This is a genomic window from Brevundimonas sp. ALps5 (genome assembly GCF_058681645.1).
Window position 1 is genome coordinate 2,559,755 of the sequence record NZ_CM178744.1, and the last position, 24,408, is coordinate 2,584,162.

The 24,408-nt window shown below is 68.8% G+C and carries 18 protein-coding genes; 9 read left to right on the top strand and 9 right to left on the bottom strand.

Annotation, left to right across the window (positions count from 1 at the left end; genetic code table 11):
• Positions 1-12: 12 nt before the first annotated feature.
• The 7 genes from ACW172_RS12350 to ACW172_RS12380 all read left to right on the top strand — a co-directional run bounded on the left by ACW172_RS12350 (position 13) and on the right by ACW172_RS12380 (position 13,122).
• Entirely contained in the window at positions 13-2,280 is a 2,268-nt protein-coding gene (locus tag ACW172_RS12350; RefSeq protein WP_492031739.1) for a glycoside hydrolase family 3 N-terminal domain-containing protein, read from the top strand.
• Between the two features lie 186 nt (positions 2,281-2,466).
• Entirely contained in the window at positions 2,467-6,096 is a 3,630-nt protein-coding gene (locus ACW172_RS12355) for a hydantoinase B/oxoprolinase family protein (RefSeq protein ID WP_492031740.1), read from the top strand.
• 172 nt (positions 6,097-6,268) lie between these two features.
• Positions 6,269-6,982: a DUF969 domain-containing protein gene (locus ACW172_RS12360; RefSeq protein ID WP_492031741.1), complete on the top strand. Its 714-nt coding sequence runs from the start codon at positions 6,269-6,271 to the stop codon at positions 6,980-6,982.
• On the top strand, positions 6,979-7,944 hold the full coding sequence (locus tag ACW172_RS12365) for a DUF979 domain-containing protein (RefSeq protein WP_492031742.1): 966 nt from the start codon (positions 6,979-6,981) through the stop codon (positions 7,942-7,944). Before ACW172_RS12360 ends, ACW172_RS12365 begins: the two co-directional genes overlap by 4 nt.
• A 1-nt stretch (position 7,945) precedes the next feature.
• On the top strand, positions 7,946-8,953 hold the full coding sequence (locus tag ACW172_RS12370; protein WP_492031743.1) for a DUF2891 domain-containing protein: 1,008 nt from the start codon (positions 7,946-7,948) through the stop codon (positions 8,951-8,953).
• 79 nt (positions 8,954-9,032) lie between these two features.
• Entirely contained in the window at positions 9,033-12,446 is a 3,414-nt protein-coding gene (locus ACW172_RS12375; RefSeq protein WP_492031744.1) for an amidohydrolase family protein, read from the top strand.
• Positions 12,447-12,471: 25 nt separating this feature from the next.
• Entirely contained in the window at positions 12,472-13,122 is a 651-nt protein-coding gene (locus ACW172_RS12380; protein WP_492031745.1) for an inner membrane-spanning protein YciB, read from the top strand.
• Here the strand turns inward: ACW172_RS12380 and ACW172_RS12385 are convergent.
• The 8 genes from ACW172_RS12385 to ACW172_RS12420 form a co-directional block, all read right to left on the bottom strand.
• A complete protein-coding gene (locus tag ACW172_RS12385; RefSeq protein WP_492031746.1) occupies positions 13,094-13,561 on the bottom strand; it encodes a GNAT family N-acetyltransferase in 468 nt (155 codons plus the stop codon). The two genes, ACW172_RS12380 and ACW172_RS12385, sit on opposite strands and share 29 nt — an antisense overlap.
• A complete protein-coding gene (locus ACW172_RS12390; protein ID WP_492031747.1) occupies positions 13,558-13,833 on the bottom strand; it encodes a hypothetical protein in 276 nt (91 codons plus the stop codon). Before ACW172_RS12390 ends, ACW172_RS12385 begins: the two co-directional genes overlap by 4 nt.
• A gap of 4 nt (positions 13,834-13,837) precedes the next feature.
• Positions 13,838-14,896, bottom strand: coding sequence for a pyrimidine utilization protein A (gene rutA / locus ACW172_RS12395; protein ID WP_492031748.1), 1,059 nt, complete (start codon positions 14,894-14,896; stop codon positions 13,838-13,840).
• Between the two features lie 11 nt (positions 14,897-14,907).
• Positions 14,908-15,708, bottom strand: coding sequence for a pyrimidine utilization protein D (gene rutD / locus ACW172_RS12400; protein WP_492031749.1), 801 nt, complete (start codon positions 15,706-15,708; stop codon positions 14,908-14,910).
• A complete protein-coding gene (locus tag ACW172_RS12405) occupies positions 15,705-16,064 on the bottom strand; it encodes a DUF3147 family protein (RefSeq protein WP_492031750.1) in 360 nt (119 codons plus the stop codon). Before ACW172_RS12405 ends, rutD begins: the two co-directional genes overlap by 4 nt.
• Positions 16,061-16,447 carry a pyrimidine utilization protein C gene (rutC, locus tag ACW172_RS12410; RefSeq protein ID WP_492031751.1) on the bottom strand — a complete coding sequence of 129 codons (387 nt, stop codon included), beginning with the start codon at positions 16,445-16,447 and terminating at the stop codon, positions 16,061-16,063. The genes ACW172_RS12405 and rutC overlap by 4 nt, the downstream gene beginning before the upstream one ends.
• Positions 16,448-17,155 carry a pyrimidine utilization protein B gene (gene rutB, locus ACW172_RS12415; protein WP_492031752.1) on the bottom strand — a complete coding sequence of 236 codons (708 nt, stop codon included), beginning with the start codon at positions 17,153-17,155 and terminating at the stop codon, positions 16,448-16,450. It abuts the gene before it with no gap.
• A 73-nt stretch (positions 17,156-17,228) separates the two neighbouring features.
• Entirely contained in the window at positions 17,229-17,939 is a 711-nt protein-coding gene (locus ACW172_RS12420; protein WP_492031753.1) for a FadR/GntR family transcriptional regulator, read from the bottom strand.
• Between the two features lie 177 nt (positions 17,940-18,116).
• Between ACW172_RS12420 and ACW172_RS12425 the strand changes: the two genes are divergently transcribed.
• A complete protein-coding gene (locus tag ACW172_RS12425; RefSeq protein ID WP_492031754.1) occupies positions 18,117-19,025 on the top strand; it encodes an ROK family protein in 909 nt (302 codons plus the stop codon).
• A gap of 63 nt (positions 19,026-19,088) precedes the next feature.
• On the opposite strand, the gene ACW172_RS12430 is transcribed toward ACW172_RS12425, so the two are convergent.
• Positions 19,089-21,539, bottom strand: coding sequence for a membrane-bound PQQ-dependent dehydrogenase, glucose/quinate/shikimate family (locus ACW172_RS12430; protein WP_492031755.1), 2,451 nt, complete (start codon positions 21,537-21,539; stop codon positions 19,089-19,091).
• A gap of 207 nt (positions 21,540-21,746) precedes the next feature.
• On the opposite strand from ACW172_RS12430, the gene ACW172_RS12435 reads away from it, so the two are divergent.
• Positions 21,747-24,290: an ATP-binding protein gene (locus ACW172_RS12435; RefSeq protein ID WP_492031756.1), complete on the top strand. Its 2,544-nt coding sequence runs from the start codon at positions 21,747-21,749 to the stop codon at positions 24,288-24,290.
• Positions 24,291-24,408: the final 118 nt, after the last annotated feature.

Genomic DNA, 24,408 nt, shown 5'->3' on the forward strand with positions numbered 1-24,408 from the left:
CGCCGAACCGCCATGTCCAATCTCGCCATCCTCGCGGCCCTCGGCGCCGGCCTGTTCTCCGCCCGCAAGGCGGAGGCGCAAACAGCCGCGCGTTCGGTCGAGGAACACTCGGACATGATCGAGGGTCTGATCGCCCAGATGACGATCGAGGAGAAGGCGGGGCAGCTGAACCTGCTGGCCGATCCGTTCCGCTTCCGGCCGCAGAACGTCAATCCGCTGGACGGGCAGGGCGATCCGGCCAAGGTCAATGACGCCATCCGCGCGGGCCACTGCGGCGCCCTGTTCAACGGGGTCGGCGCGGAGGCGGGCCGTCGCATCCAGCGCATCGCCGTCGAAGAGACGCGGCTGAAGATCCCCCTGCTGTTCGCCGCCGACATCATCCACGGCCTCTATACGGTCTTCCCGGTGCCCCTGGCCGAGGCCTCGGCCTTCGACGCCGACCTGGCCGAGCGCACGGCGCGGGCCATGGCGCTGGAAGGCGCCGTCTCGGCCATCCACCAGACCTATGCCCCCATGGTCGACGTCGCCCGCGACCAGCGCTGGGGCCGCGTCGTCGAGGGCGCGGGCGAGGACGTCCATCTGAACGAGGTTCTGGCCACCGCCCGGGTGCGCGGCATCCAGGGCACGAAGGGGCTGAACGACCGCGACGCCCTCCTGGCTACGCCCAAGCATTTCGTCGCCTATTCCGCCGCCATCGGAGGGATGGAGTACAACACCACGGACATGTCGGAGGCGACGCTGCGCGGCGTCTTCCTGCCGCCGTTCAAGGCCGCGCTGAAGGCCGGCGCCCTGTCGGTGATGAGCGCCTTCAACGACCTGAACGGGGTGCCGACCTCGGGCAACCACCGGATGCTGACCGACGTCCTGCGCGGCGAATGGGACTTCGAGGGCTTTGTGGTCTCGGACTACACCTCCGAACAGGAGCTGATCGCCCACGGCTTCGCCGAGGACGGTCGCGACGCGGCGCGCGTCGCCCTGCTGGCGGGCGTCGACATGAGCATGGTCTCGGGCCTGTACATGGCCCACATCCCGGATCTGGTGGCCAAGGGCGATGTGCCGATGGCCCGGGTGGACGAGGCGGTGCGGCGGGTGCTGCGCACCAAGGCGGCGCTGGGCCTGTTCGACGATCCCTATCGCGGTATGGACGCCCGGCGCGAGAAGGCGATCTGCGGTTCGCGCGAACACTATGAGTTGGCGCGAGAGGCGGGACGCGAGTCGATCGTCCTGCTGAAGAACGAGGGCGACGTCCTGCCGCTGAAGACCGAGGGGCAAAAGATCGCCCTGATCGGGCCCTTCGCCTCGGACCTCGACGTCTTCGGCCCCTGGACCATCTGGGGCGACGAGACGCATCGGATCTCGGTCGAGGCCGGTCTGCGCGCGGCGATGAAGACGCCGTCGGACCTGACGGTGATCAAGGGCTGCGACATCGAGACGGCGCTGGACGGCGGCATCGCCGATGCGGTCCTGGCCGCCGGTCAGGCCGACGTCGTGGTGCTGGCGCTCGGCGAAGGCTCGCGCTTCACCGGCGAGGCCCAGTCGCGCACCGAGATCACCATCCCCGAGATCCAGCGCACCCTGGCCGCCGCCGTCGCCGCCACGGGCAAGCCGGTCGTGGTCCTGATCCGCAACGGCCGCGCGCTGGAGCTGTCGGGCGCCGTCAAGGACGCGCAGGGCATCGTGGTGACCTGGTTCCTTGGTTCGGAAATGGGCCACAGCGTCGCCGACATCCTGTTCGGCGATCACTCACCCGCGGGCCGCCTGCCGGTCAGCTTCCCGCACAGGTCGGGCCAGCAGCCCTTCTCCTACGACCACAAGCGGACGGGCCGCCCGGCCAATCCGAACCTGGCGTCGGAGGAGTACACCGCCCGCTATCGCGAGACGACGAACACGGCGCTCTATCCGTTCGGCCATGGCCTGACCTACGGCAAGGTGAGCTATGCGACGCCGGTGGTCGCCAGCCCGACGATGGCCTGGGACGGGACGCTGGAGGTCTCGGTGGACGTGACCAACGCCGGCGAGGTCGCCGTGGTCGAGACGGTCCAGCTCTATATCGGCGACAAGGTCGCCAGCCTGACCCAACCGGGCCAGCGGCTGCGCGATTTCCGGAAGGTCGCCCTGGCGGCCGGCGAGACCGAGACGGTGCGCTTCACCCTGAACCGCGAACAGCTGGAGTTCATCGGGGCGGAAGGCACGCCGACCGTCGAGCCGGGCGCGTTCGACCTGTGGCTGGCGCCGTCGGCGCAGGTCGGGACGCCGGTGCGGTTCACGCTGGTTCGCTGACCCGCCTTGAAGGGTGTGGGGTATGGGGTGTGGGGTGTGACTTTGCATCCCGGCGGGTCTGCTGACCGAGCCGACTTCGTGACGCTCACCTGATCTCCACACCCCATACCCCACGCCCCATACCCGAGGGAGAAGAGGCTTGCTCCAGCGCGGCCCGCCCCGTCTAATCGGGGCATGACCACATCCATGGATTCAGACGCTGTAGCGAGCGCCGGCTGGCGCTTCTGGATCGACCGGGGCGGCACCTTCACCGACATCGTGGCGCGGACGCCGGGCGGGGCGCTGAAGACCGCCAAACTGCTGAGCGAGAACCCCGAACACTATGCCGATGCGGCGGTCGAGGGGATCCGGCGGTTTCTCGGGGCGGGACCTGGCCCCATCGCGCCGGGCCTGATCGAGGCGGTCAGGATGGGGACCACGGTCGCCACCAATGCGCTTCTGGAACGCAAGGGTCAGCCGACGCTGCTGGCGATCACTCAAGGCTTCGGCGACGCCCTTAGGATCGGCTGGCAGAGCCGGCCCGAGCTGTTCGCGCGGCATATCGTGCTCAATCCGCCGCTCTATGACGGGGTGGTCGAGATCGCCGAGCGGGTGGGGGTGGACGGCGATGTCCTGACGCCGCTGGACGAGGCGAAGGCGCGGGCGGATTTCGCGGCGGCGCGGGCGAGGGGGCTGACGGCCGTGGCCATCGTCCTGGTCCACGGCTGGCGCTGGACGGCGCATGAGGAGCGGCTGGCGGAGATCGCGCGTGAGGCCGGGTTCGAACAGGTCTCGGTCAGCCATGACGTCGGCGCCCTGATCAAGCTGATCGGGCGCGGCGATACGACGGTGGCCGACGCCTATCTGTCGCCGGTGCTGCGCGCCTATGTCGACCGGGTCGGGGCCGATCTGGGGGAGGCGACGCCGCTGCTGTTCATGCAGTCGAACGGCGGGCTGACGGGAGCCAAGGCGTTTCGCGGCAAGGACGCCATCCTGTCGGGCCCGGCGGGTGGGGTGGTCGGGATGGCCACGACCGCGCGCGAGGCCGGGTTCGACCATGTCGTCGGCTTCGACATGGGCGGCACCTCGACCGACGTCTCCCACTATGCCGGGGACTATGAGCGGACCTCGGACAGCGTGGTCGCGGGAGTGCGCTTGCGGGCGCCGATGCTGTCGATCGAGACGGTGGCGGCGGGCGGGGGCTCGATCTGCCGCTTCGACGGATCACGGCTGAGGGTCGGGCCGGAGAGCGCGGGGGCGGTTCCGGGACCGGCCGCCTATCGCCGCGGCGGGCCGCTGACGGTGACCGACTGCAACGTCCTGCTGGGCAAGCTGAGGCCCGAGTTCTTCCCCGCCGTCTTCGGCCCGGGCGCGGACCAGCCGCTGGACGCCGAGGTGGTGCGGTTAAAGTTCGAGGCGCTGGCGGCGGAGGTCGAGGCGGCGACCGGACGGGCGACGACGCCGGAGGCCCTGGCGGAAGGCTTCATCGCCATCGCGGTCCAGGCCATGGGGCAGGCGATCAAGACCATCTCCATCCAGCGTGGCCATGACGTGACGCGCCATGTGCTCAACTGCTTCGGCGGGGCGGGCGGGCAGCACGCCTGTCTGGTCGCGGACGCCCTGGGGATGACGACGGTGCTGCTGCATCCGTTCGCCGGGGTGCTGTCGGCCTATGGGATGGGGCTGGCCGATGTGCGGGCCATCCGACAGGAGACGGTCGGGGCGCTGCTGTCGCCCGAACGGGACGCGGAGCTGGCGGCGCGGGTCGAGGCCCTGGGCGTCGCGGCCGAGGCCGGGCTGGCGGGGCAGGGAGCGAGTGGGGACGTGGTCTCGCGGCTGGCGCGCGCTGAGGTCAAATATGCGGGGACCGATACGCCCCTGACCGTGCCGTTCGGTCCGGCGGTCGAGATGCACGCCGCGTTTCAGGATCAACACAGGCGGCGTTTCGGCTTCGTCGGCGAGCGCGATCTGATCGTTGAAACGTTGCAGGTGGAGGCGGTGTCGGCGCCACCTGAGGGAGCGGAGGCGCCGGTCGCGGCGACCGGGGCAGGCGGATCGGTGGAGCCGGTCGAGATCGCTTCGGTCTGGATGGCCGGGGCGATGCGCGAGGCGGCGATCTACCGGCGCGAGGGGCTGGCGGCGGGCGTCGCGGTGGATGGTCCGGCGATCATTCTGGAGAGCACGGGCACGACGGTGGTCGAGCCCGGCTGGCGGGCCAGCGTCGATGCGCGCGCCAATCTGATCCTGACGCGGGTGGAGGCCCTGGCGAAGCGGACGGCGCTCGGGACCGAGGCCGATCCGATCCTGCTGGAACTGTTCAACAGCCGGTTCATGGCGGTGGCGGAGCAGATGGGCGAGGCGCTGAGGGCGACGGCCTATTCGGTGAACATCAAGGAGCGGCTGGACTTCTCCTGCGCCGTCTTCGACCGGACGGGCGCCCTGATCGCCAATGCGCCGCACATCCCGGTGCATCTCGGCTCGATGGGGGAGAGCATCGCGGCGGTGGTGCGGTCGCGCGGAGACGCGAAGGACGGTCGGGGCCTGAGGCGCGGCGACGTCTATATGCTGAACGCACCCTACAACGGCGGGACGCATTTGCCGGACATCACGGTCATCCTGCCGGTGTTTCTGGCGGACGATGCGGCGCCGGCCTTCTTCGTCGCGGCGCGGGGGCACCATTCGGACGTGGGCGGGATCACGCCCGGCTCCATGCCGCCGAACAGCCGGTCGGTGGAGGAAGAGGGGGTGCTGATCGACGACTTCCTGCTGATCGATCAGGGCGAACTGAGAGAGGCCGAGACGCGGGCCCTGTTCGGTTCCGGCGCCTGGCCGTCGCGCAATGTCGAGATGAACCTGGCTGATCTGAAGAGCCAGGTCGCGGCCTGCGCGCGTGGGGCCGAGGAGCTGGAGCGGATGGTCGCCGAGTTCGGGCGCGACACCGTCGAGGCCTATATGGGGCACGTCCAGGACAATGCCGAGGAGGCGGTGCGGCGCGTACTGGCCGACTTCGGCGGCGGAGAGTTCGCGCTGGAGATGGATGACGGCGCCATCATCCGGGTTCGGGTGTCGGTCAATGCGGAGACGCGGTCGGCGCGGGTCGATTTCACCGGCACCAGCGCCCAGAGGCCCACCAATTTCAATGCCCCGCGCTCCATCACCCGGGCGGCGGTGATGTATGTGTTCCGGACGCTGGTGGACGACGCCATCCCGCTGAACGAAGGCTGTCTGAAGCCGATCAGCCTGATCGTGCCGGAAGGGTCGATGCTGTCGCCCGTGTATCCGGCGGCGGTGGTGGCGGGCAATGTCGAGACCAGCCAGGCGGTGGTCGATGCCCTCTATGGCGCGCTGGGCGTCCTGGCCGCCAGTCAGGGGACGATGAACAACTTCACCTTCGGCGACGCGACGCGGCAGTACTATGAGACCATCGCCGGGGGCTCTGGCGCCGGGCCGGGCTTCGACGGGGCCTCGGCGGTCCAGACCCATATGACCAACAGCCGGCTGACCGATCCGGAGGTGCTGGAGACGCGGTTCCCGGTGCTGCTGGAGGGCTTTTCCATCCGGCACGGATCGGGCGGAAGCGGGGCCTCGACCGGCGGCAACGGGGCGGTCCGGCGCGTGCGCTTCCTCGAGCCGATGACGGCGGGCATCCTGTCGAACCGTCGGCGCGTGCCGCCGTTCGGGGCGGTGGGCGGCGATCCGGGTCAGGTCGGGATCAACCGGGTTGAGCGGACGGACGGCACGGTCGAGACCCTCGGCGCGACGGCCGAGGTCGAAATGGCGCCGGGCGATGTCTTCGTGATCGAGACGCCTGGGGGCGGGGGGTACGGAGTCGCTTGATCCTTCTCCCCTTGCGGGAGAAGGTGGCGGCCGGAGGCCGACGGATGAGGGGTTTCGCTGACGTCTGACGTCGGGGGAGAGCGCTCACTTTCGCCGCCGGCATGACCCCTCATCCGTCTCGCTCCGCGAGCCACCTTCTCCCGCAAGGGGAGAAGGGAAAGGAACAGACTTCTTGCTCGTCCTTCTCGGAATTCTGGTCGTGGTCGCGGGGTTCGCGGCGAGGCTCAATCCGTTGCTGACCATCGTGGTCGCGGCGCTGGTGACGGGGGTGCTGGCGGCGGTGGTCGCGGGCGCCGACGCGGCCGGACTGTGGCGGGCGGGGGTCGATACGCTGGCCCTGTTCGGCAAGGCGTTTAACGACAACCGCTACTTCCACATCACCTGGCTGATCCTGCCGGTGATCGGGCTGCTGGAGCGCGAAGGGCTGCAGGAGCGGGCGCGGATGCTGATCGGCAGGGTGCGGGCCGCGACGGCCGGGCGGCTGCTGCTGGTCTATCTGGTGCTGCGTCAGGCGACGGCGGCTCTGGGGCTGGTCTCGCTGGGCGGCCATCCGCAGATGGTCCGGCCGCTGGTCGCGCCCATGGCCGAGGGCGCGGCGGAGCGGGATCAGGGCGAGATATCGGAAGAGACCCGCTTCCGCATTCGCGGCATGGCGGCGGCGACGGACAATGTCGGCCTGTTCTTCGGCGAGGACATCTTCATCGCCATCGGCTCCATCGTCCTGATCGTCGGTTTCCTCGAACAGGCGGGGATCAAGGTCGAGGCCCTGCATGTGTCGCTGTGGGCCATCCCGACGGCCGTCGCGGCCTTCGTGGTGCACGGCGTCAGGCTGTGGTTCTTCGACCGGACCCTGAAGGCCGCTGCTGCGAAGGGAGATCCGGCATGATCACCCTCGACCACGCCTATGTCCTCGTCGGGCTGATGTTCCTGGCCTTCTGCGTGCTGACGGCGCTGGACCGCAGCCATCCGACCCGGATCCGCAACACCCTGTTCTGGGGCCTGATCGCCGTGTCGATGCTGTTCGGGGCCAAGCTGGGCGGGCTCGGCAACGGCATTCTGGTGCTGGCCCTCGTGGCCATTGGGGCGACGGGGAAGATGGGCGTCGCCAAACCTGTCACGACCGGGCCGGAGGAGCGTGTCGAGCGAGCCGAGCGCCGCGGCAACGCCCTGTTCCTGCCCGCCCTGATCATTCCGGTGGTCGCGGTCGGAGGGACGCTGGCGGCCAAATACACCGACGCCGGAAAGTGGCTGATCGGCCCGACCCAGACGACGCTGATCGCGCTGGGCCTCGGCTGTCTGATCGCCTTCTTCGCCGCCGTGGCCTGGCTTAGGCCGCCTGTCTCCGCGCCGGCGCAGGAAGGGCGGCGGCTGATGGATTCCATCGGCTGGGCGGCCCTGCTGCCCCAGATGCTGGCCTCGCTGGGCGCGGTGTTTCTGGCGTCCGACGTCGGGGACGTGGTGGGGCAGGCGGTGACGGCGGTCATCCCCCTGACGACGCCGCTGCTGGCCGTGATCGCCTATTGCGTAGGCATGGCGCTGTTCACCATCGTCATGGGCAATGCCTTCGCGGCCTTCCCGGTGATGACGGCGGCGATCGGCCTGCCGCTGGTGGTGCATCAGTTCGGCGGCGATCCGGCCATCGTCTGCGCCATCGGCATGCTGGCCGGCTTCTGCGGGACCCTGCTGACGCCGATGGCGGCGAACTTCAATGTGGTGCCGGCCAATCTGCTGGACCTGCCCGACCGCAATGCCGCCTTCAATGGGGTGATCCGGGCCCAGGCGCCGACGGCGGCGGTGATGCTGCTGGTCAATATCGTCCTGATGTACGCCCTGGCCTTCCGGTTCTGAGATGACGCGACTGACGACTGAAACCGCCAGCTTGTACGCCCGCACGGCCCTGGGCCATGTGACGCGGGAATATCCGAACAAGCTGGATCACGTGATCACCGGACCGGAGGCGGTGAAGGGGCCGCGCGCCCTGCATCCGATCTTCTTCGGCAGCTTCGACTGGCACTCCTGCGTGCACGGCTGGTGGACCCTGTTCACGGTGTTGCGCTTGTATCCGGAGATTCCGGAGGCGGAGGCGATCCGGAAACTGGCGGACGAGCTGTTCACGGATCGCAATGTCGAGGCTGAGGTCGCCTATCTGGCCGAGCCATCCAGCCGCGGGTTCGAACGGCCCTACGGCTGGGCCTGGCTGCTGATGCTGGCGGGCGAGTTGACGCGGCATGACAACGCGGACGGTCTGCGGTGGTCGGCGAGGCTGAAGCCGCTGGCCGACGCCTTCGCTGACCGGTTCAAGGCCTTCCTGCCGCTGGCCACCTATCCGGTGCGGGTCGGGACCCATTACAACACCGCCTTCGCCCTGACCCTGGCGCTGGACTATGCGGCGGCGGAGAAGGACGCGGAACTGGCTGAGCTGTGCAAGGGCAAGGCGCGGGACTGGCATCTGGCCGATGCGGGCTGTCAGGCCTGGGAGCCGTCGCAGGACGAGTTCCTGTCGCCGGCCCTGATGGAGGCCGAGCTGATGCGGCGGGTGCTGGCGCCGGCCGAGTTCGCCGGCTGGTTCGACGCCTTCCTGCCCGATCTGGCGCAACAGAGCCCCGCGACCCTGTTCGCCCCGGCCAGCGTCAGCGACCGGTCGGACGGCAAGATCGCCCATCTGGACGGGCTGAACCTGAGCCGGGCCTGGTGCTGGCGGGGCATCGCTTCGGCTCTGGCGGACGACCGCAAGGCCATCGCGCTCAAGGCCGCCGACGACCATCTGGCGGTGGCCCTGCCGCAGGTGACCGGCGACTATATGGGCGAGCACTGGCTGGCCAGTTTTGCGCTGTTGGCGCTGCTCGCCACTGCATGAACAATCGGTAAGGTTGGCGGCCTCGCCAAGTCCGTCCGTATGCCGCTAGATGCCGCCCTGTTCGGAGAGGGGCTATTCGATGAAGCGGATGTGGTTGACGACGGCGGCTGTGGCCGTGCTGGCGATGCAGGGGCCGATGCAGGCTCTGGCCCAGACGCAGAGCCCTCCGCCCACGCCGACCCCCGCTCCGCAAGACGCCCCGCCGGCCCCGACGCCGGACCAGCCCGCGCCCGCGCCGGTGCTGGAGGCCGCGGCTCCGGCCGCGACGGCGACGCCCGCTCCGGCCGCCACGCCCGACAAGCCCAAGTGGGACGTCAACAATCCGCCCGGGCCGTCGCATGACGTGAACATCAACGTCACCCAGGGCACCTGGATGTCGCTGGACGTCAGCCCCGACGGCAAAACGATCGTCTTCGATATGCTGGGCGATATCTACACCATGCCCATCGGCGGCGGTGAGGCGAAGGCCATCGCCTCCGGCGTCGCCTGGGAGATGCAGCCGAAGTTCTCGCCCGACGGGACCCGCATCGCCTTCACCTCGGACCGGGGCGGCGGCGACAACATCTGGACCATGGCCGTCGACGGCTCGGACCTGCAGCAGGTGTCGAAGGAGAGCTTCCGTCTGGTGACCCAGCCGGAGTGGACGCCGGACGGCCAGTTCATCGTCGGCCGCAAGCACTTCACCTCCAGCCGTTCGCTGGGCGCCGGTGAGATGTGGATGTGGCACCGGTCGGGCGGCGGCGGCGTGCAGCTGACCACCCGCCGGACGCAGCAGAAGGACACGGGCGAGCCCGCCTTCTCGCCGGACGGCCGCTATCTCTACTTCTCGGACGACACGACCCCGGGCGGTCAGTTCGAATACTCCAAGGACGTCAACACCCAGATCTACGCCATCCAGCGGCTGGACCGGCAGACGGGCGAGACCGAGGAATTCCTGTCGGGCCCCGGCGGTTCGATTCGCCCGACGCCCTCGCCGGACGGCAAGTCGATCGCCTTCATCCGCCGCGTCCGCTACCAGTCGACGCTGTATGTGATGGACATCGAGAGCGGCCGCGAGACGCCGATCTATGGCCATCTGGACCGCGATCTTCAGGAGACCTGGGCGATCCACGGCGTCTATCCGGCGATGAGCTGGACGCCGGACGGCAAGTCGATCGTCTTCTGGGCCGGTGGCACCTTCCACAAGATCGACGTGGCCTCGCAGGCCGTGACCGACATCCCCTTCCATGTGTCCGACACCCGCCGGGTCGAGCCCGCGGTGCGCACCACGGTCGATGTGGCGCCCGACACCTTCCAGACGAAGATGATCCGCTGGGCCCACGCCTCGCCGGACGGGACGAAGGTGGTGTTCGAGTCGCTCGGCAACATCTGGATCCGCGACCTGCCGACGGGCACGGCGCGCCGTCTGACCTCGCAGAGCGACCACTTCGAACTCTATCCGTCCTGGTCCCGCGACGGCCGGTCGATCGTTTATACGACCTGGTCGGACAAGGACCTGGGCACGGTGCGGGTGGTGTCCGCCTCGGGCGGGACGGGCCGCGTGGTGACGCAGCACCCGGGCCACTTCATCGAGCCGAGCTTCTCGCCGGACGGCAAGACGATCGCCTATCGCGCCATCACCGACGGCTATCTGACGACGGGTCTGTGGGGCCGCAATCCGGGCATCTATCGCGTGCCGACGGCGGGCGGGGAATCCACTCTGGTGACCGAGGATGGGTCCTCGCCGCAGTGGGGCGCGTCCAACGACCGCATCTTCTTCCTGGGCCGTCAGGACGGGAACTCGGCGCTCAAGTCGGTGGATCTGGGCGGGCATGAGCCGCGCACCCACCTGACCTCGCAATGGGCCTCGGACTTCGAGATTTCGCCGGACGAGCACTGGGTCGCCTGGACCGAGCGGTTCAACGCCTATGTCGCGCCGTTCGTGGCCACCGGCCGCCCGGTCGAGATGGGCGCCAAGGGCGACGCCCTGCCGCAGACCCGCGTGACCCGCGACGCCGGCAACTGGCTGACCTGGTCGGGCGATTCCTCGCGGCTGAGCTGGGCCATCGGGCCGGAGTTCTTCACCCGCACCCTGCAGGACAGCTTCAAGTTCGAGGACGGGGCGCCGGCCGAACTGCCCAAGCCCGCCGAGCACGGCATCAACCTCGGCATCACCGCCACGGCCGACAAGCCGACGGGCCGTCTGGTCCTGACCGGCGCCCGCATCATCACCATGAACGGGGACCAGGTGATCGAGGACGGCGTCATCGTCGTCAACGAGAACCGGATCGAAGCCATCGGTCCGCGCGGCTCGGTGACCGTGCCCGCCGATGCGACCGTCATGGACATGACCGGCAAGACCATCACCCCCGGTCTGATCGACGCCCACTGGCACGGCTCGATGGCGGCGGACGGCATCATCCCGCAGCAGAGCCGCATCGACTATGCGTCCCTGGCCTTCGGGGTGACGACGATCCACGACCCGTCGAACGATTCCAGCGAGATCTTCGCCCACTCCGAACTGGCCCGCGCCGGGCGGGTGGTCGGGCCGCGCATCTATTCGACGGGCACGATCCTGTACGGCGCCCAGACGCCGTTCACGGCCCAGATCGACAGCCTCGACGACGCCCTGTCGGCGCTACGCCGGACCCAGGCTCTGGGGGCGATCAGCGTCAAGAGCTACAACCAGCCGCGTCGCGACCAGCGTCAGCAGGTCATCGAGGCCGCGCGCCAGCTGAACATGAACGTCGTCCCCGAGGGCGGCTCCCTGTACCAGCACAATATGTCGATGATCGTCGACGGCCATACGACGATCGAACACTCGATCCCGCTGGCCCATCTGTATGACGACGTGCGCCAGCTGTGGAGCCAGACGGACGTCGCCTACACCCCGACCCTGATCGTGGCCTATGGCGGCGCCTTCGGCGAAAATTACTGGTACCAGGAAAGCCCGGTCTGGAACGATCCGCTGCTGCAGCAGTACGTCCCGCGCCGGGTGCTGGACGCCCGCGCCCGCCGGCCGACGACCCAGCCGATGGAGGAGTGGAACCACATCGCCATCTCGAGCCAGGCCAAGGCCCTGTCGGATCTGGGCGTCAACGTCGAGACCGGCGCCCACGGCCAGCGCGAGGCCTTGGGAGAACACTGGGAAATCTGGATGATGGCCAAGGGCGGGATGACGCCGATGCAGGCCCTGCGCACCGGCACCCTGAACGGGGCCAAGGCTCTGGGCATGGACAAGGACATCGGCTCGCTGGAGGTCGGCAAGCTGGCCGATATGGTGGTGATGAACTCCAACCCGCTGGAGAACATCAGGAACACCCGCGACATCGCCTACACGGTCGCCAACGGCCGGGTCTATGACAGCCATATGGACGAGGTGGGCCGCCGCAACCGTCCGCGCCAGCCCTTCTGGTTCGCGTCTTCGGACGGAGAGGCGGGGCCCGCGGGCGTCGCCGTCACGACCGGTCACGGTCACGGCTCCGGCGAGGACGACGGGTCGGACGCGGACTGATCCACGACAGGTCCCGGGGCAGGTCATGAGCGATGACGGCCTCGAGGGCCTGCGGACCAGTCCGGCCGCGCGGCGGGCGGCGGAGCTGAAGGCCTTCCTGTTCGCCGTCCAGCCGATCGCCAGCGATCTGGCCGCGACTCTGGTCTTCTATCTGGTGCTGATCATCGGCGGCCGGGTGGAGGTCGCGGTCGCGCTGGGCATCGCCCTCGGGCTCGGCCAGCTGGTGTGGGCGCTGGCGCGGCGATTGCGGATCGCGCCGATGCAGTGGGTCAGTCTGGGGCTGGTCGTGGTCATGGGCGGAGCCACCCTGGTCACCCATGACCCGCGCTTCGTGCTGATCAAGGTCAGCGTCGTCTACGCCCTGATCGGCGGCGCCATGCTGCAGCCCGGCTGGCTGCACCGCTACATCCCGCCCATCGCCGTGCGCCATATCCCGGAGCGATGGGTGGTGATCTCGGGCTATGTCTGGGCCGGGCTGATCCTCGGAACCGGGGTGCTGAACCTCGTCCTGACCCTGACGGTCGAGGCGCGGACGGTGGCGGCGGTGATGACGGTCTGGGCGATCGGGTCGAAGATCGCCCTGTTCGCGGGTCAGTATCTGCTGTTCCGGACAGTCGCGCGGCGGAGCATCCGCGCCGCGCTTGCGGCTACAATTCCAGATGCAGGAACTGGTTGAAGGCGCTGCGCTCGTAGTCGCTGAAGGGCTCGCCGTCGACGAAGCCGCGTCGGCGGTAGAGGGCCAGGGCCGGGTCGAAGGCCTCGCCTGAGCCGGTCTCCAGCGAGAGGCGGGCATAGCCGCGCGCCTTCGCCTCGCCGATGATGTGCTCCAGCAGGGCGGCGGCGACGCCCGCGCGCAGATGGTCGGGATGGGTGCGCATCGACTTCAGTTCGCCCGTGCCGTCGGGCAGGGCCTTGAGGGCGCCGATGCCGGCGAGGCTGTCGCCGCGCCAGACGCTCCAGACGGTGACGTCAGCGCGCTGCAGGCCGGTCAGGTCCAGAGCCCGCACATGATCCGGCGGCGAGTTGGCGTGCATCCCGGCAAGGTGCAGGGCCAGCAGGGCGCGGGTCGGATCGCCGGACAGGTCGTCGATGCGGATGTCGAACGGCGCGGTCATTTCATCACCTGATGGTCGGACGGGACGTCCTGGATCCGGCGGTAGAGCCAGTTCTTGAGCATGACCGGCACGGCGAAGCACAACGCGCCGAGAACGCCGCCGATCGCCATGCAGATCAGTCCGACGACTGCGACCACGAGGGCCTCCTTCGGGTCTCCGAGCGCGACGACCGTCTTGACCATAAAGACGCCGAGCAGCGGCGCCATGACCGCGAAGGCGCCCGCCACGGCGGCGTTGAAGACGCTGGTCGGGCTCGAGATCAGCCGTCCCAAGGGCCTACTTCCGGCATTCCATCAGCGGCTGGATCTTCGTGCCGAAGTCCTCGATGCCCTGTTCGAAGTCGTCGAAGGTCAGGAGCACGCCACCGGTGCCGGGGACTTCCGACATCTCGTCCAGCATCTTGGCGACGCTGGCGTAGGAGCCGACCAGGGTGCCCATGTTGATGTTCACGGCGCCTTCCGGAGCGGCGAGCTGGATGACGTTGGTGGTGGCGTTGACCTTGTCGGCGGCGCCCTGGTCCTTGAGCCAGCTGATGGCGTCGACGTCGACGCCGTCGTTGTAGGACTTCCACTTCGCCATCGCCTCTTCGTCGGTGTCGGCGGCGATGATCATGACGAGGACGAACATCTTCACGTCGCGACCGGTCCTGGCGGTCGCCTCGGCCAGGCGCTCGTTGTTGAAGGCGAAGGCCTTGGGCGTGTTGACCCCCTTGCCGAGGCAGAAGGCGTAGTCGGCCCACTTTGCCGAGAAGGCCAGGCCCTCATCCGAGGAGCCGGCGCAGATGATCTTCATGTCCCCGGTCGGCTGGGGCCGGACGAGGCAGTCGTCCATTTCGTAATAGTCGCCCTTGAGGTCCGACCGGCCCGTCTCCCACAACTCGCGCAGGATCCGGGCGTACTCGTCCAGCATCTTGTAGCGGTTGCGGAAGTGGTCCTCGCCGGGCCACAGGCCCATCTGGGAATATTCCGGCTTCTGCCAGCCGGTGATCAGGTTCAGGCCGAAGCGGCCGTGGCTGATCGAGTCGATCGTGTTGCACATCCGCGCGGCGAAGGCCGGCGGGATGATCAGGGTCGGGCAGGTGGCGTAGATCTTGATCTTCTCGGTCACCGCCGCGAGGCCGGACATCAGGGTGAAGCTCTCCAGCCCGTACTCCCAGAACTCGGTCTTGCCGCCGAAGCCGCGAAGCTTGATCATCGACAGAAGGAAGTCGAGGCCGTGCTTCTCGGCCGCCTGGGCGATGCGCTTGTTCAGGTCGAACGAGGGCATGTACTGCGGCGCGTTCTCCGAAATCAGCCAGCCGTTGTTGTTGATCGGGATGAAGACGCCGACTTCCATGGTGCAGTCCTTCAGGTGTCGCCGGAGAGCCAGGCGATCAGTTGGGCATTGAAGACATCGGGAAGCGTCGCCGTAAAGGCGTGACCGCCCCAGGGGACCACTTCCAGCGTCGCATTGGGCAGGCCGGCCGCCAGACGCAGGGCCAGCCGGGGCGGGACCAGCATGTCGTCGGCCGAGGCGCTGACGAGTACGGGGTGCGGGATCTCGCCCAGCCGGTCGTCGATATCGAAGGCCAGGAGGGCGCCGATGCGGGCCAGCATGACGTCGGTGCGCGGGAAGTGGGCCACGTGATGCGGCTCCTGCTCCTTCAGCAGGGCGTCGTTCTCCGAGATCCAGTCGGGCGGATAGAGGAACAGGCTCTGGGCCTCGACATAGGCCTGGGGTCCGAAGGCCTCCAGCAGCCGGGTGCGGGCGGAAAAGCAGCGGCCGACGTGGGGATCGGGCCGCGACCAGCCGTTGACGACGACCAGCTTATCGAGCCGCTCGGGATGGTCGAGCGCCAGCTGGAGGCCCGCATTGCCGCCCGCCGCATGGCCGACCAGATGGGCCTTGGCCGTGTCCGTGGCATCAAGGACGGCGACGATGTCCTCGGCCATGGAGGCGACCGAGTGGTCGGGCCTGAGCGACCGGTCGCTGCGGCCCGTGCCACGGTGGTCGTAGAGGATGACGCGGAAGCGCTCTGTCAGGGCGGCCAGCTGCGGCGCCCAGAAGGCGGCTGAACCGCCAAGTCCGGCGGACAGGATGACGCTGGACGCGTCCTCGGGACCGTCGTGGATTTCCCAGTAGAGGCCGTCGGCGGTTCCGCTCTTCACAGCTTCAGTCCGAAGCGCGGGCCGATGCCGGTCATGGCCAGGTAGAGGCCGATGGTGAGAGCGCAGCCGAGGCCCAGCGCGGGCCAGAAGGGCATGCCGCGTCGGAGCAGGGCAGGGATGACGAGAAACATCGGCAGCGACGGCAAAACGTACCAGAACGTCGCCTGGGCGTGGTTCGCCATGTTGTCCGCATCGGGCTTCGCCGACCACAGCCAGATCATGCCGAGCACCGAGACCAGCGGCAGGGAGGCGATCAGGGCGCCGACGCCGGGCTGACGACGCGCCACCTCCGACGCCGCCACGATCAGGATGGCGGAGACGACGGCCTTGATCAGCAGGGTCGCGAGCGGGCTCACTTGCCGATGTGGGCGATGGTGGCGATTTCGACGAGGAAGTCGGGGCGGACGAGGCCGCACTGGATGCAGAAGCGCGCCGGCTTGTCGCCCGGGAAATACTCCGCATAGACTTTGTTGAGGGCGGCGTAGTCGGCCCAGTCCTTGAGGAAGATGTGGTTCATGGTCACGTCGTCCATGGTCCCGCCGGCGGTCTCGATCACCGACTTGATGGTCTCCAGCACGATGCGGGTCTGGCCCTCGGCGTCGCCGACGCAGGCGACGTTGTTGTCCTTGTCGAAGGCGAGCGTCCCCGAGACATAGACCACGCCGTCGGCGAGGGTCCCGGGCGAGAAGGGGGCGATCGGGGGGACGGTTCCGGGCGGGGTGATGACGGTCTTGGGCATTCAGGCCTCCTGTTCAGTGGTGGGCGCGATCTGGCCGACGACGCCCTTGAAGTCGGCGACGCTGGAGACCCAGCCGAAGAATTTCTCGATGTTGTAGAGGGCGGCCTGCTGGACGAACTCGGGCCCGGCCTGATGGGTGGCGTCCTCGAGCACGACGCCGAAATATTCGAGGAAGAAGCCGTCGCGCAGGGTGCTCTCCACACAGACGTTGGTGGCGATGCCGACGAAGACCAGGTTGCGGATGCCGCGCGAGCGCAGGACGCTGTCGAGCTGGGAGTTGAAGAAGCCGGAGTAGCGCGTCTTGTGCAGCTGGATGTCGCCGGGCTGCGGCTTCAGCTCGTCGACCAGCTCATAGTCCCAGGTCCCGCGCGCCAGCAACTGGCCGTACAGTTCGGGGCGGGCGCGCATGGTCTTGAGCGCATTGGACTTGTGGAAGTTGGGACTGCCTGGACCGCCCGCCTCGACATAGTCGGGGTCCCAGCCATTCTGGAAATAGATGACCGGGACGCCGGCGCCGCGCGCCACCTCCAGCACCCCCTTGATGTTGGCGATGACCCTGGCCGCGCCCGAGATGTCGAAGCCCGCGAGGTCCAGATAGCCGCCCGGGGAGGCATAGGCGTTCTGCATGTCGATGACGATGACGGCGGTCGAGGCCGGATCGATCTCCAGCGGTTCGGGACGGGCGGGCAGAGTGATCTTGGCGGCCATGAGGGGAGGGCGTCCGCGTTACGGGAAACGCCTACCCTCTCGCGGCCCGGGCCCGGCGCCAAGCCCTGATGCGTCAGATCGGATCGTCCAGCAGCAGGCGGGCGGCGACGGCGGCGTCGAAATGGCGATCCATCGCGGCCCGAGCGGCCTGGGGATCGCCGCGGGTGATGGCTTCGGCGATGTCGAGATGGCGATCGAGGATGGCCCGGTGCTGGGCGTCGGAGTGCAGCAGGCCCCAGGCGGCGGACACCGAGGATTCCAGCAGCGGCTCCAGCGAGGCGATGATCTGGGCCATCAGGAGGTTGCGGCCGGCGTCGGCGATGGCCTTGTGGAGCTGGATGTCGAGGCTCATCAGCTCGGTGGAGCCGCGCTCGGCCGCCGACATGGCGCGGGCCAGTTCGGTGATCCGGGCGGCCTCGGCGTCGGTGCGGCGAACGGCGGCGAGGGCGACGGTCTCGGTCTCGAGGCAGCGGCGCGTCTCCCAGATCTGGCGCATCGAGATCTGTTCGGTGCGGACGGCGTGATCCAGCGAGATGGACAGGACCGAGCCGTTCAGGGCGCTGACCCGGGGGCGGCGGCCGTTGGCGGTCTCGATGATGTTGAGGGCGGCCAGGGCGCCGAAGGCTTCGCGCACCACCGGGCGGCTGACGGCCAGATCCTCGGCGAAGCGGGTCTCGGACGGCAGGTCGTCGCCGACGCGCAGCCGCTCGCGCGAGATGTGTTCGACCACCCGGCGCATCACGAACTGGACGCGGGTTTCGGCGGCGGGGACGTCGAGGGTCATGGAAGGGGGAAGCCGGCGTCTGGAGCCGCTGAGGGAAAAGCGGCGGGATTTCGGGAGTCTAGCACGCGGGAACCCGGTTCGGTCCAGCGATGACGGCGTGGTGCTTTTGACGGCCGCGAGAACCGGCTAGAGGCAGGTCAAACCGCCCCGCAGAGGCCCGTCCGCCGGAGACGCCGCATGACCGAAATCGTTGAAGGAGCGCCCCTGATCGCGGGTGTGGAACTGGGCGGGACCAAGATCGTCTGCCTTCTGGCCACGGGGCCTGACGATATCCGCGACGAGGTCCGCCTGCCGACCACGACACCCGAGGAGGCCCTGGGGCAGGTCCGGGCGGTGCTCCAGCGCTGGAAGGCCGAGCATGACTTCAAGGCGCTGGGCATCGGCAGTTTCGGGCCGCTGGAGCTGGACGACCGGGCGGCGAACTGGGGCTCCATCGTCTTCACGCCCAAGCCGGGCTGGTCGGACGCCGACCTGACGGTGCTGGGCCGGGACCTGGGCGTGCCCATGGCCATCGACACCGACGTCAACGGCGCGGCCTTCGCCGAAGGAGTCTGGGGCGCGGCGCGAGGTTTGCGATCATTTTCGTACGTCACCGTCGGTACCGGGATCGGCGTCGGCGTCGTGATCAACGGCCAGTCGGTCAGCGGTCTGGGCCATACGGAAGCGGGGCATCTGCGCGTCGGTCGGATCGCGGGCGACACCTGGCCCGGCAGCTGCCCCTATCACGGCGACTGCGTCGAGGGGCTGGCGGCGGGGCCGGCCCTGCTGGCCCGCACCGGCAAGCCCGGCGAGACCCTGTCGGCGGACGATCCGGCCTGGGAGATGGTGGTGCGCGCGCTCGCGGGCCTACTGCACAATCTGGTGCTGACGGCCGCGCCCGAGCGGATCCTGATCGGCGGCGGCGTCTTCGGCGGCAACGACCATCTGTTCGCGCGCCTGCGCAGCGCCCTGATCGAGAGCCTGGCCGGCTATGCGACCGCAGGCCGGATCGCGGCGATGATCGATGACTATGTCGTCCCGCCGGGACTGGGCGGGATGGCCGGGCCGCTGGGGGCCATCGTCCTGGGCCGCAACGCGTTGCGCTGAACTGCGAAACGGCCGCCCGGGTGGTCCCGGACGGCCGTTCTGCCTTCTCCTTGAAGCCGTGCCCTAGGTCGGCAGGGCCCAGGCGATCACCTCGTCGGAGATGGGGGTCTCCATGAAGTGATGGCCTCCGGGGGCGAGGACCAGATACTGGCGGCCCCCGATCTCATAGGTCATCGGGGTGGCCTGACCGCCGCCGGGCAGGACGTCGGACCAGACCGTCTTGCCGGTGTTGATGTCGATGGCGCGGATCAGACCGTCGGTGGCGGCGGCGACGAAGACCAGATTGCCCGCCGTGACCACCGCGCCGCCGTTGTTGGGCGTCCCGATGTTGATCGGCAGACCCGAGCGGATATCGAACGGCCCGTTCAGGCGCGCCGTGCCCAGGGGGCGATCCCAGATCTGGCGTCCGGTCTTCAGGTCGATGGCCCGGATGCCGCCGTAGGGAGGCTCCTTGCACAGCAGACCGGTCTGCTCCAGCCGCCAGCCGGCGTTGACGTGGATGGCGTAGGGCGTGCCGACCTGCGGGTCGCCGTCGCCTTCGGCCCCGCTCTTGCGGGCGCGCGGATCGCCACGCGGGAACCAGCCCGCCTTGACCGCCTCGGCCCGGGGAACCAGCGTATTGTAGTTGGGCATGTCGTTGTAGTTGGCGACGATCACGCCCCGGTTCGGATCGATGGCGATGCCGCCCCAGTCCGAACCGCCGTTGTAGCCCGGGTATTCGATATAGTGCCGGCCGACGGTCGGCGGGGTGTAGAAGCCCGCATAGCTGGCCTGACGGAACTGGATCCGGCAGACCATCTGGTCGATCAGCGACATGCCCCACATCGACTTTTCGGTCAGGTCGTTCTGGCGGCGCAGGGTGTGGAACAGGGAGTGGGGCTGGGTGGCCGTGCGCATCGCCGGCTCCTGACCGCCTTGCGGGACGGGCAGTTCGGCGACCTCGGTCAGGGGCTGGCCGGTCTCGCGGTTCAGGACATAGATGTCGCCCTGTTTGGACGGCAGGACGACGGCCGGAGTGGTTCCAGCCCCCGTGGGGAAGTCGACCAGGGTCGCCTGGGAGCCCAGGTCATAGTCCCAGACGTCGTGGTGGACGGTCTGGAAATGCCAGCGAGGCTTGCCGGTGGCGACGTCGAGCGCGACGAGCGAGGTCGCATAGTCCAGCTGCGGGCCGGTGCGGTCCGAGGACCAGTAGTCGGCGGCGGTCGAACCCAGCGGCAGATAGACCAGGCCCAGACGCTCGTCGCCCGAGGCGGTGGTCCACATGTTGGGCGTGCCCAGGGTGTAGATCTGACCGGCGGGCGGGGTGGTGTTGATGTCGGGGCGCATCATGTCCCAGGCCCAGCGCAGCCGGCCAGTGACGGCGTCGAAGCCCTTGATCACGCCCGAGGGAGCGCGGCGGTACTGGCCGTCCAGGATCTGGTGACCGGTGACCACCACGCCGCGCACGATGGTCGGGGCCGAGGTGATGGAGACCATGCCCGGGATCAGCGGACCCATGTCGGCGGCGGTGTCGACCTGGCCGTTCTGGCCGAAGCCGGCGCAGCGCTGGCCGGTGCGGCTGTCGACTGCGATCAGCCGGGCGTCCAGCGTGCCCCAGATGATGCGGGTGGCGCAGGGCGTCGCGGCCGTCGCGTTCGGCACGACATAGTAGCTCACGCCGCGGCAGGCGGCCGTATAGGGGATGTTGGCGTCCGGAACCTGGGGGTCATGACGCCAGATCGTCTTGCCGGTCGCGGCGTCGACGGCGAGGACGATGCCCTTGCCGGAGCAGATGTAGAGGGCGTTGCCGATCTTCAGCGGGGTGTTTTCGGAGGCGTATTTCTTCTGGGCGAGGGGGCGGTCGCCGGGCAGGTCGCCGGTGTGGATGTCCCAGGCCCGCTGGAGTTTGGCGACATTGCCGGTGTTGATCTGGTTCAGGGGCGAATAGCGCTGGGCGTGGTAGGTGCCGCCGTAGGCCGGCCAGTCGGCGCCGACGGGAATGGCGTCCGGATCGCTGTTGGTCGCGGGCCGGGCGGCGGGCAGGGGCATGTCGACCCGGGGCGCATTGGCGAGGGCCACGCCGAAGCCGCCGATCAGGACGAAGGCCACGAAGGCGACGCCGCCGCCCAGCGCCCATTTGCGACCCTCGCGGCCCGGCTTGAGCACCGGCAGCGACGCGATCACCAGGGCCAGGAGCACCAGGGGGCCGACGATCCGGGGGACCAGGCCCCAACCGTCGAGCCCGACCTCCCAAAGGGCCCACAGGACCGTCAGGGCGAAGAGGCCGATGTAGATCCAGGCCCCGATCAGCTTCAGCCGGAACATCATTACGCCGGACGCGACCAGGCCCAGCCCGGCGAGAAGATAATAGAGGGAGCCGCCCAGCAGCATGAGCTTGATCCCGCCGTAGACCAGTATGGCCCCGATCAGGATCAGGATGAGGGACAGGAGGCGGACAAGGGAGTGGACGAGGATTTGGGTGAGCGTGGCTCCCGTCCCCCCTCCGCCGGATGTTGCGAGGGACGGTCTGGCCATGTCGTAGTCCTTCTCAGGGTGCGTCAATTTGTCATGCAAACACGCCTGTCAGGCAGGTCGTTCCCTCACGAACCGTAACAGCCGCGGTATTTTATGTGTCGCAACGTGTCGCGCCACGGCCGGTTCGGGGATCGGGGATTCGCGAAGCCGGGCGCTAAGCCTTGCTCAAGGTTCTTGTGCGATGACCGAGGGTCACCCGGATTTCGTATGTTCCGTCTTGTAAAGTTCCTTGTCGCGGCGTGCTTCGCGATCCTCCTCGGCGCCGAGGCGGCATCGGCCGAGGCCTCGACTCCGCCGCGCAGCCCCAATGCCCTGATCGAGGCGGTCGAGAAGCGGGCGAGCGCGACGAACTTCCAGGCCCTGGACCGGTTCGGCGAGGCGGCCATCGCCCGCAACGACCGCGAAGGCCTGAACCGTCTCTATCATGTCGCCTGGATCTATCTGAACCAGGGCGAGTTCGATCACACCCGCTACTGGAACGGCCAGCTGGAGGCCGCGGCGCGCAACCAGCGCGACGCCCGCTATGTGACCATCGCCCATCTGAACGATCTGGCGATCCGTTATGACACCGGCGAGGCGGCGGCGGCCGCGGAAATGCAGCGGATCGCTGCGACGGCGACCGACTGGTTCGTCAAGGTGCACGCCACCCGCCTCTACGCCCTGTCGCTGATGGACAACGACCGGATCGGCGACGGGCTGAAGATGCTGGCCGAGATCGACGGGATCATCCCGGAGAAGGACGCCTATGCCGCCACGGCCCATGCCGGGGTGTGGGAGGTCGCGGGTATCGGCCTGATGAAGCTGAACGACTTCGAGGGCAGCGCCACCGCCTTCGGCAAGTTCGAGATCGACTTCGCCAATCCGGCCTATCCGCGTCCCGACTTTGACAGCCTGTATAATCTCGCCCGCCTGGCCGTGCAGGTCGGGGACCAGTCCCTGGCCGACCGTCTGGCCGCCGCCCACCACCGGCTTGCCGCCCGCGCGGGCTTGCAGAGCCTTTCAGTCTATGACGCCAGCCTGTGCGCCACCGTGGCCCAGGCCCGCCATGCGCCGCGCGACGTGCTGAAATGCCTCGAACCCTATGGCCATCAGTTGGGCGCCGCCGCCTTCCTGGCCGGCCGGCTGCTGCCGATGAGGGCCATCGCCAACGCCCAGCTGGGCAATGTCGCGGCCGCTCGCGCCGATCTGGCCGAGGTCCGCCGCCGCGAGGCCGCCGGCGCCTTCCGCGAGGACGGGGCGTCGGAAATCCCGCACGTCGAGGCCGAGCTGTTGTTCGCCGAGGGGCGTCCGGAGGAGGCTTACCGCAAGCTGCGCGAATACGATCAGGCCGCCGAGATCCAGGCCAACCGCCGCTTCAGCGCCGGCATCCGTCAGGTCACCGGCGACATGCAGGACAAGCTGGACCGCCGCCGCCAGCAGCTGGAGACCGAACGCGCCAACACGGTCCTGCAGAAGGACGTGATCCAGTCGCAGAACTGGATCGTCGGCATCGCCGTGGTCTTCTTCCTGTCGGCAATCGCGACGCTGATCTGGCAGTTCCGGCTGTCGAAACATCTGCGCGAGGCCCGCAAGCGGGCCGAGGCCGCCAACCTGTCCAAGTCCGAGTTCCTGGCCAATATGAGCCATGAGATCCGCACGCCGCTGAACGGCATCGTGGCCATGGCCGACACCCTGGCGCGCGCGGGGATGAAGCCGCGCGAGCATGAGATGGTCGAGGTCATCCGCGCCTCGGGCGTGACGCTGGAACGTCTGCTGTCCGACATCCTCGACAGCGCCCGGATCGAGTCCGGCAATGTCACCATCGAGACGGCGCCCTTCCATCTGGGCGATGCCGTGCGCGGCGTCGGCATGCTGTGGACCCAGCGCGCCGAGGAGAAGGGCGTGGCGCTGGAGGTCTCCATCGATCCGGCGCTGGAACACGTCGTCAGCGGTGACCCGGTGCGGTTCCGCCAAATCCTGACCAATCTGATTTCCAACGCCCTGAAGTTCACCGACAAGGGCGCCGTGCGGGTAACCGGCGAGACCACGCCCGAGGGGCTGTTCCGTTTCACCGTCGCGGACAGCGGCGTGGGCTTCGACGACGCCGAGAAGGAACGGATCTTCGGCCGCTTCCAGCAGGCTGACGGTTCGATCACCCGACGCTTCGGCGGCACGGGTCTGGGCCTGGCCATCTCCAGGGACCTGTCCGAGCTGATGGGCGGGACACTGGACTGCCGCAGCCGGCCGGGCGAGGGCGCGACCTTCTGGTTCGACCTGCCCCTGCCGGAGTGCGAGGCGCCGATCGCGGTCGAGGCCGCCAACGCCGCGACGGACGGTTGGGAAGAGGGCGCGTCGCTGCGTATCCTTCTGGCCGACGACCATCCGGCCAACCGCAAGGTCGTCGAGATCATGCTGGCCGAGAGCGCGGTCGAGCTCGTCCCGGTCGAGAATGGCCAGGAGGCGCTGGACGCCTATGCCGCCGCTCTGGAGGGAGAGGGCCGCTTCGATCTGATCCTGATGGATATGCAGATGCCGGTGATGGACGGCCTGACCGCTACCGCCGCGATCCGCGCGCTGGAGATCGAAAAGGCCGCCGCGCGCACGCCAATCATCATGCTGACCGCCAACGCCCTGGCCGAGCATGTCGCGGCGGGCAAGGCCGCGGGCGCCGACGGCCACCTGGCCAAGCCCATCACCCTGACCACCCTGTTCGCCGCCATCGAGACGACCCTCGCGGGCGCCGGGGCGGAAGAGGAGCTGGAAGCGGCCTGAGTCTTTCCTCACCACGCGTAGCGTGGGGAGGGGGGCGCCCGCGTCTTCGCGGGTGGTGGAGGGGGCTCTTCGCAGAGTCCCATTCCATCCGGCTATCGGTGATCAAGGCAGGAAAGAA